Source organism: Moraxella equi (assembly GCF_002027555.1).
Taxonomy (GTDB): Bacteria; Pseudomonadota; Gammaproteobacteria; order Pseudomonadales; family Moraxellaceae; genus Moraxella; species Moraxella equi.
In genome coordinates, this window is record NZ_MXAP01000149.1 from 1 (window position 1) to 8,192 (window position 8,192).

The 8,192-nt window shown below is 47.3% G+C and carries 9 protein-coding genes; 8 read left to right on the forward strand and 1 reads right to left on the reverse strand.

The window, feature by feature from the left end; translation table 11 throughout:
- Positions 1-230: 230 nt before the first annotated feature.
- From recN to menA, 8 genes are all read left to right on the forward strand, one after another.
- On the forward strand, positions 231-1,907 hold the full coding sequence (recN, locus tag B5J93_RS12185) for a DNA repair protein RecN (RefSeq protein ID WP_079326619.1): 1,677 nt from the start codon (positions 231-233) through the stop codon (positions 1,905-1,907).
- Between the two features lie 133 nt (positions 1,908-2,040).
- Positions 2,041-2,547 carry a YqgE/AlgH family protein gene (locus B5J93_RS12190; protein WP_228144943.1) on the forward strand — a complete coding sequence of 169 codons (507 nt, stop codon included), beginning with the start codon at positions 2,041-2,043 and terminating at the stop codon, positions 2,545-2,547.
- 85 nt (positions 2,548-2,632) lie between these two features.
- A complete protein-coding gene (gene ruvX, locus B5J93_RS12195; RefSeq protein WP_079326620.1) occupies positions 2,633-3,118 on the forward strand; it encodes a Holliday junction resolvase RuvX in 486 nt (161 codons plus the stop codon).
- Positions 3,119-3,191: 73 nt separating this feature from the next.
- A complete protein-coding gene (locus tag B5J93_RS12200; RefSeq protein ID WP_228144941.1) occupies positions 3,192-3,707 on the forward strand; it encodes a hypothetical protein in 516 nt (171 codons plus the stop codon).
- A 55-nt stretch (positions 3,708-3,762) separates the two neighbouring features.
- Positions 3,763-4,641 carry a 23S rRNA (adenine(2030)-N(6))-methyltransferase RlmJ gene (locus B5J93_RS12205; RefSeq protein WP_079326621.1) on the forward strand — a complete coding sequence of 293 codons (879 nt, stop codon included), beginning with the start codon at positions 3,763-3,765 and terminating at the stop codon, positions 4,639-4,641.
- Positions 4,642-4,757: 116 nt separating this feature from the next.
- Positions 4,758-5,561, forward strand: coding sequence for a CDP-diacylglycerol--serine O-phosphatidyltransferase (gene pssA / locus B5J93_RS12210; protein WP_079326622.1), 804 nt, complete (start codon positions 4,758-4,760; stop codon positions 5,559-5,561).
- 40 nt (positions 5,562-5,601) lie between these two features.
- The gene (locus B5J93_RS14085) at positions 5,602-6,090 is read left to right on the forward strand and encodes a prenyltransferase (protein ID WP_228144942.1); all 489 of its coding nucleotides are present in this window, start codon (positions 5,602-5,604) and stop codon (positions 6,088-6,090) included.
- On the forward strand, positions 6,027-6,521 hold the full coding sequence (gene menA, locus B5J93_RS12220; RefSeq protein WP_228144944.1) for a 1,4-dihydroxy-2-naphthoate octaprenyltransferase: 495 nt from the start codon (positions 6,027-6,029) through the stop codon (positions 6,519-6,521). The genes B5J93_RS14085 and menA overlap by 64 nt, the downstream gene beginning before the upstream one ends.
- A 19-nt stretch (positions 6,522-6,540) precedes the next feature.
- On the opposite strand, the gene B5J93_RS12225 is transcribed toward menA, so the two are convergent.
- Positions 6,541-7,863 (reverse strand): ATP-binding cassette domain-containing protein, encoded by a 1,323-nt coding sequence (locus tag B5J93_RS12225; RefSeq protein ID WP_079326625.1) that lies wholly within the window; start codon positions 7,861-7,863, stop codon positions 6,541-6,543.
- Positions 7,864-8,192 lie beyond the last annotated feature (329 nt).

Genomic DNA, 8,192 nt, shown 5'->3' on the forward strand with positions numbered 1-8,192 from the left:
GGTAGTTTGGAGAGGGGGTTTTTATACTAACTGATAGGCAACTTGGGCAAGTAATGGTAATTTGTGTCTTCATAACCGTAAATTACCAACTTTTGTTCAAGTTGTCTTTTTAGTTTTTGTTACAGCATACTTTTTGGATGAGTGCCATTTCTTTTACCCGACCAAATTATCCAAACAAGCCCTGATTGTGCTAAAATATCGCAACGATTCATACTTATAATGGAACATTCATGCTAACAGCCCTAACCTTAGATAATTTGGCTTTGATTAAGCACCATGAAATCGTCTTTGATGAGCGTTTTAATGTCATCACGGGCGAGACGGGTGCAGGTAAGTCTTTGATATTGGATGCTTTATCGCTTTGTGTGGGCGGACGAGCTGATGCTGGCATGGTGCGTTTTGGCGAGAGTGAAGCGTCGGTGTTTGGCGAGTTTGATATAACCGATAATGACAAAGTGAGCCAGTGGTTTGCCGAGCATGAGCGAGAGCTAGAAGAAGACACACTGCTCATCCGCCGCAAAATCAGTGCCAATGGACGCTCAAAATCATGGATAAATGGCGTGCCAGCGAGCCTTAGCGAACTAAAATCACTGGGCAGTATTTTGGTTAATATCCACTCACAGCATGCAGGGCTTGAACTGCTAAAACCGCAGTTTGTCATCGATTGGCTAGATGATGTGGGGGGCTTGCACGCCCTAAAATCAGCGACCAAAGACGCCTTTAGCACATACCAACGCCTAAAAAAAGAAGCCGATGACGCTCGTGCCATGTCCACTCAGCGTGCTGACCGCATGGCACTTTTGTCATCACGCCTAAGCGACATTGAGCCACTCATGGCGGTGGATATTGGCGAGATAGAACAAGAGTATGATGAGCTGTCCAACCTTGAAAATCTCATGCAGTCAGCACTGCAAGCAGTCACGCACCTAGACAATGACGAGATGAGTGTGTCGGGTCTGTTAGCACGCAGTCTAAAAATCTGTGATAACTTATCGGACAAAAGCCGAGTGTTCGCCGAGTGTAGCGAGCTACTTACCCAAGCGTCCGAGCAGATAGATGACGCGGTGGCACGGCTTATGGACTATGCCGAGCAGTCACTGCCTGACGAAGAGCGACTAAATGAGCTTAATAATCTCATGGGGCTGGCTCATCGCCTTGCCAAAAAATACCACACGACCACAGATGAGCTGACCGCACAGGCAGGGCAGTGGCAAGCGGAGCTGGACAAATTAGAGAGCCTGCCTGATAACGAGACCATGGATGAGCAGGTGGCAGGGGCATGGGATGAGTATGTGAGTGTGGCGGACAAACTGCATCACGAACGCACCAAAATCGCCCCACAAATCGCTGATGAACTGGCTCATCGCCTATCGGCACTTGCCCTGCCGAACGCCAGCTGTCTCTTTGAGTTTAGCCCCAAAGAGACACATCAGTATGGCGGTAGCGGGATGTTTGACATTGCTCTCATGTTTAGTGCCAATGTCGGCATGCCCATGCAACCGCTACACAAAGTGGCGTCAGGGGGTGAGCTGTCTCGCATGGCTCTCATCATGCAGGTCATGAGTGCAGGCGTGAATCAAGAGACACGCCCGACCTTGGTGTTTGATGAAGTGGACGTGGGTATTAGTGGTGGTACAGCTCAGGTGGTGGGCGAGCTACTAAGAAGTTTGGGCAACCATCAGCAGTTATTCGCCATCACGCACCAAGCACAGGTTGCGGCGGCGGCACACCGTCATATCTTGGTGCACAAAGAGCATGGCGAGCAGACGATGAGTCATTTGTCCATCATCACAGGCGACAGACAGATTGATGAGTTGGCACGCATGTCAGGTGGCGTAAACATCACCGAAGCGACTCGGGCTCACGTCAAGGGCTTGCTTGATGATATCAATAAAGCCAGCTCATAGCCTTACCATTCACAAACCTTGCAAAATGGCGATTTTGCCCCATATTGACCCTAATGATAATGACATCCCCAAGCGAGCTGATTTGAAAAAATTTTCCAACTTAACTCATCATTTTTTATTGCCCAGTCCGTCCATGCCTGATGAACGCTTTGCTGACGCATTGATTTATATCTGTCGTCACAGCACTGACGGGGCGTGGGGATTTATGATTAATAAGCCCCTCGGTGCTTCGGTGGGCGGTTTGCTACACGAGCTTGATTTGCCCGCCAGCCAAAAGGCGATGAACACCCCTGCCATGCATGGGGGCTTTATCCGCCCCGAAGCAGGTTTTGTGCTACACACAGGACTGCCCGAGTTTGCGTCATCGTTTGCGGTGGGCGAGAACGTATGTATCACGACCAGTAAAGACGTGCTAAGCCTGATATCAGGCGACAGCTTGCCCCACTTTTTGCTTTGCATGGGGTTTTGTAACTGGGCGGCAGGGCAGTTGGAGCAGGAGATAAGTGAGCAGGACTGGTTGGTTTGCCCTGCTGATTTGGAGATATTGTTTCGGGCGAAGTTTGAAGACAGATTGATGTTGGCTTATGACAAACTGGGCATTGACCCTGATAAATTTACCTTGACCACAGGGTTTGCTTGATTTTTAAACGTGATTTTTTAAAAAGTTAAAAAGCTAATTTGCTTTACCTGTGGCCGATTTTGATTTGCCAAATAATAGGAATTTCATGATAACACCGACTTTGATTTTAGCCCTAGATTTTGGCGTCAAAAAAATGGGCATGGCACTGGGCAACAGCCTAAGTGCAGACGCACGCCCCTTTGACATTTTGGCGATGGACAACGGACAGCCTGACTGGGATAATCTACTGGGCATCATTGAGCAGTGGCGGATTGATGTGGTAGTGGTCGGCTTACCGCTTAACATGGACGGCACTGATTCTATGCTTTCTAAACGGGCGGCTAAATTCGCTCGCCGTCTGGCACATCGTCTGGGCGAACGCCATTTGCCCGTACAGGTGTACATGTATGACGAACGCTTATCATCGCACGAAGCTCGCATGATGGCGTGGGAGCGTGGCTGGATAAAGCACGAGCGAGACCCGATTGATGATGTCTCGGCGTGCTTGTTGGTTGATGGTTATTTTAACTCGCCAGAGCTTGCCCGCTATGTCGGGAGTTATCATGATAATGAGCAAAAAGGCAAAGATTAGGGCGTGTAATTTTATTTGATATCAAAATTAGGTATGCCCAAACACCGCCAAAAACACAAATAAAAGGACATGCATGGATAACCACGCCCCCAACCCAACCCAATCTAACCCCCAAGCCAAACATCAGAAAATCATCCAAGTCATCACGCAAGCGATGGGGCTTGCCAATGTCAGCGTGTATTTGGGCTATGGGGCGATTGTGTGTTTTTGTGTGTTTGGCACGTTGGCGAGCATGGCGACGTTCAAAGACAGTGGGGTGGTGTATTGGGCGTTTCATTACCTGCCCTATGTGCTGATTGGCTTGTCCATGCCGATAAGTTTGTATCATCTGTTCATTTTGGGTCGCTATCGCATTATCCAAAAGGGCATTTTAAAGATGATTTTGGTGGTGGGCATGGGGCTGCTCGCATTTGCTTTTGCCATGGCAATTAAGGGTTGGGCGGTGGCATTCTACATGAGCCTGTTTTTGGCAATGATTGCGTGGTTTGGCATGCCGTTTTTGTTTCGAGTGAATTTAAAGAAGTTTTTAAATTTTTTAAATAATCCGACTGATAAAGCCGATGAAAACGAGAATGAAAATAAAAAATAGCCAAAAATCGTGAGTTATGCTACCATAAGTCATTTAAAATTACACGCATTTTCCCATGAATTACAAACACGCCTACCACGCAGGCAACTTCGCTGACGTTGCCAAACACGTTTTATTACTCCAACTGCTCGCCCAATTTAGTGCCAAAGCCAAGCCCTTTTATGTGCTTGACGCTTATGGCGGACGTGGGCTGTATTCCTTGGAAAGCGATGAGGCGACCAAAACAGGCGAGGCGGACAAGGGCATTCGTGCCTTAGAAAATGCCGACCTTGGCACACCGCCAAAAGCCATTGCCCAGTATCTATTAGACCTTGACACCGCTCGCAAAACCTATGATAAGCACGTCTACCCAGGTTCGCCTTGGTGGATCGCCAACCACGCCCAAAACCATTCGGACAACGCCCCCTTGCGTGCCGAAGCCTTTGAAGCAGTGGCAGACGAGTATGATGCCCTAAATTATCAGCTTTATCAGCTCCCCATTGGCATTCATCATCGCAACGCCTTTGAAGGTGTGCCTGCCGTGCTACCGCCCAAGGAAAAGCGTGGCATTATCCTGCTTGACCCGCCTTTTGAGCAGGAGCATAAGGATTTTAGCCGTTTAGTAGATTTGCTTGTGGCAAGTCATAAGAAATTTGCCACAGGAACATTTGTGCTGTGGTATCCCATTAAGAATAAAGAGGCGGTAGAGCTGTTTTATAAAAAAATGAAACGCACCGACATTCGCCGTCAGCTTGTCTGTGAGCTAAACCTATACCCCAATGACGTAGCAGTGGGCATGAACGGCACAGGGCTACACATCATCAATCCGCCTTGGCAATTTGACGAACACGCCAAAGCCATTTTACAAACGCTCGCCCCAATCCTAAAACCAAAAGACGCTCCTGCCATGAGCATGGACGACATGGCGGTGGTTAAATGGTTGGTTGGGGAATGATTTTAAAAATTGCTAATTAACTGATGTTTGGGTAAGTTTGTAGGGCAATTTATTCGCCCAAATATCAAAATACGAGATAATTAACAACAGTCCATTGATTTTAAAAATAAAACACCATGACAACCCAGTCCCCACATTCCCAAAAAGACCCAGACGACCATGATGGCATTGCCTTTGAAGTCGTTGAGACCGAACAACACGGCAATCAAAAAAAGATAAGCCGTGGGGTCTATCCCATTCCCAATCTTATCACCAGTGCGTCCATGCTCTCGGCATTTTTTTCTATCGTTGCCAGTAGCGAGGGGCGGTTTGATAAGGCGTGCCTTGCCATTTTCTTGTCCGCCATTTTGGACGGTATGGACGGACGAGCCGCCAGACTCTTAAATGCCCAAAGCCCATTTGGTGAGCAGTTGGATAGTCTTGCCGACTGTATCGCTTTTGGGCTTGCCCCTGCTGTACTCATGTATCATTTTGCCTTGCATGAATTTGGGCGGTTTGGGCTTGCGTGTGCCTTTGTGTTTAGTGTCTGTGCGGCGTTTCGCTTGGCAAGATTTAACGTGCAAATTGGCACGGTGGATAAAAAATACTTTATCGGATTGGCAAGTCCTTTGGCGGCGATTTTGGTAACGTCAAGCGTCATGGTGACAAGAGACCATGGAGCCACCCTTACCCCCCAAACGCTCGCCACCATCTGTGCGGTGTGGACGGTGATTTGTGGACTACTTATGGTGAGCAATGTCAAATATTACAGTTTTAAAGAATTTGACCGCCAAAAAATCCCTTTTGTTGGGCTTATCATTGGCGTGCTTATCATGGGTATTGTGCTGTATGACATTCCTGTGGGCGTGCTTGCCATTGGTGTGATTTATGCCTTGTCGGGGTTTTGGACGACTTTTATGGCAAGACGAGAGAAAGCCTAAATACCTTTAAAACCCAACTCATAAACCCACTTGGCTTATCATGTCATCTGCCAACTCGCCCATTATCCAATTCTTCCACGCCACTCGCCCACGCACCTATCCCATCGCCATCATGAGCCTTGGGGTGGGGCAGGGCTTGGCGTATCGCACGCTTGGCGGATTTGGGGTGGATAATTGGGTGCTGTGTGTGCTGATTATTTATACCGCTTTGTCTTTGCAGATTTTGTCGAACCTTGCCAATGATTTGGGCGACGGCATTCGTGGCACCGACCAAGACCGTCATCATGACAGCCCAACCCGTCTGGTTGGCAGTGGGGCGGTGTCGGCAAGCAGGTTTCGGGCGTGGCTTGTCCTTTGGCTTATCCAAACCATGATGGCAGGGGCGGTGCTGATTTGGCTAAGCCCTTTAACGGTTTATCAAATCGTGCTGTTTTTTGGCTTGGGGGCGGTGTCGATTTTGGGAGCATTGGGTTACACCATGGGCAAAAAACTTATGGCTATCATGCACTTGGTGAGCTTGCCGTCCTGATTTTCTTTGGCTATGTGGCGGTGCTTGGCGGTTATTATCTGCAAACGGGCAGGGTGGACATCGCCCAAAATCTCATCATCGCCACAGGTGTGGGGCTGTTGTCCGCCTGTGTGCTGTACATCAATAACCTGCGAGATACTGACACCGACCGCACCAGTGGTAAGACAACGCTTGCCATTGTGTTGGGTCGCTACCGTATCGTGGGTTATCTCGTCCTTTTATATGGGGCGATGATGTGCTATGGCTATCATGCCATTATTTTTGGCGATAGGGCGTGGGTGTTGGCATTATGTTTTCCCCTACTTATCAAGCACACCCACGCCGTCATCACGCACCGCCACAGTCCTGCTCGTTTGGGTAAGGAGCTTGGGGCGATAGTGGGGCTGGTGGCCGTGGTAAATGCTTTGATGATGGGCTTGGTTGGGGTTTGATGTATCCTGCAAAACTGAATCAATGGCGAACTTCCACGATAAGCCTTGTTTTGCCAATTTCATCTAACTTGGCGTGAATGATGTCCGTGTTCACGCCATCCAAATTGGCGTCCCATTCATCAAGGAGCAATATAGGCGTATCATCGCCCGTTAGCTTATCAATTTCAACGATAAGTCGCTGTCCTGTTGAGCCTTCGGTATTATCAAAAATCAGCTCATGCTTGGCGGGCAGATAATAAGCACGCTCGCCAAGCCTGTTCTTTAATGTCAAAAGCACGCACGATTTGCCCACGCCATTATCGCCAACAAGGGTAATGCGTCCTGTGCTGGGCGGATTTTTCAAAAATTCATCAAAATCAAAGGCTTGATTGGTCTGTTTGACAAAAATTCTATCTTTTTTAATGTACTTGTCAAGCGTGGCATTTGGCGTATCAAACAATTGGATTAGCCCGTCAAGCCGAGCCATGAGTGTGCTAATTTCCGCCCGATAGCCAATGAGTTCATGGCTCATTTGAAGCATTTGAATCTGGCGTGGCAACGTAGCAACGAGCATGGCAAGCATCGTCATATCCCCCAAATTTTGCCAAAACAGCACGCCACTTGCCGTCAAGACGCACACAAGCAAAACAAGCATTCCCACATTACTGCTTAGGTGTCGCGTGGATTTGGCATGGATACTGTCGGTTTTGGCTGTGTTAAGGGTGTCTGTCAGAGTGCGATTGTGTCGTAAGTAATTGTATTTATTAAAAATAATCACATTATCCCACGCCTTTGATAGCCCCGACATCAGCATGAGCTGAGACATTTGGGCGGTTTTGGCAAGATTACCAAGCCTGTCTTTAAATAAATGCACCGCTCCCATGGCAAGCACCATGCCCACGCCATAACCCAATAAAATAAAGCCGTCTAACACCCATGCAATGACAATCAGGTTGAATCCGACATTTAATAGTAGCGTTATCATATCAAAAACGCCAAGCAAGCTGTCATCAAGGGTGTGTTTGCTTTCTTGGGAGAGCATGGCGGTGGCGGTGTGTTTTAGGGTGTGGTTATTATAATGACACGATTTTCCCAAAAAATGCTTATCAAACAAAGTGTTATAACGTGCTAGCGAGTCAAATTTGGCTTTTTCCAAAAAGATACTGGCAAAATAAAGCGGTATCAGTACGAGTGTCAAAGATGCCACAAAACCAATAAGATAAGGCAGCGACAGCGTACCGTCCGTTACACTTTTGGCAAGATTTGCGATAAAAAAGGTGGATGATGCGACAATAAGTTGGGCAATACCAACAAAGGCAAGGCTTGCCACAAAAGCAGGGGTAAACAGTAGGGCGTGTCTCATACAGAACTTTCCAAAGTTTTTAACCCAATCTCAACTCAGAATGATAACGTATTGATTATTGATGGTTTTTTGAATTGTAGGGGCGAATCACATTCGCCCTTGATAAATCAACGGCTTGTATAATGTTGAAAGTTGGGTGTTTTTAAAAATTTTAAGCGTAGGTAAAGATGAGATATGAGTTACATTGGCAAGTCCTTTTGAAAATACTAAGATAGCAAAATGGGAGCGGTCTAGCAAGCAAAAATTTAAAAATAAATAACCTTAAAAATCAACATCTTACAAGAAATATCAAAATTTTTAATTTTACCCCTTGACCCCCACCAAAAACC

Bases quoted from the DNA above. Each gene is read 5' to 3' on its own strand.
- B5J93_RS12225 (WP_079326625.1), bottom strand. From the start codon at position 7,863: ATGAGACACGCCCTACTGTTTACCCCTGCTTTTGTGGCAAGCCTTGCC.
- ruvX (WP_079326620.1), top strand. From the start codon at position 2,633: ATGATAACACCGACTTTGATTTTAGCCCTAGATTTTGGCGTCAAAAAA.
- recN (WP_079326619.1), top strand. From the start codon at position 231: ATGCTAACAGCCCTAACCTTAGATAATTTGGCTTTGATTAAGCACCAT.
- B5J93_RS14085 (WP_228144942.1), top strand. From the start codon at position 5,602: ATGTCATCTGCCAACTCGCCCATTATCCAATTCTTCCACGCCACTCGC.
- B5J93_RS12205 (WP_079326621.1), top strand. From the start codon at position 3,763: ATGAATTACAAACACGCCTACCACGCAGGCAACTTCGCTGACGTTGCC.
- pssA (WP_079326622.1), top strand. From the start codon at position 4,758: ATGACAACCCAGTCCCCACATTCCCAAAAAGACCCAGACGACCATGAT.
- B5J93_RS12190 (WP_228144943.1), top strand. From the start codon at position 2,041: ATGCCTGATGAACGCTTTGCTGACGCATTGATTTATATCTGTCGTCAC.
- B5J93_RS12200 (WP_228144941.1), top strand. From the start codon at position 3,192: ATGGATAACCACGCCCCCAACCCAACCCAATCTAACCCCCAAGCCAAA.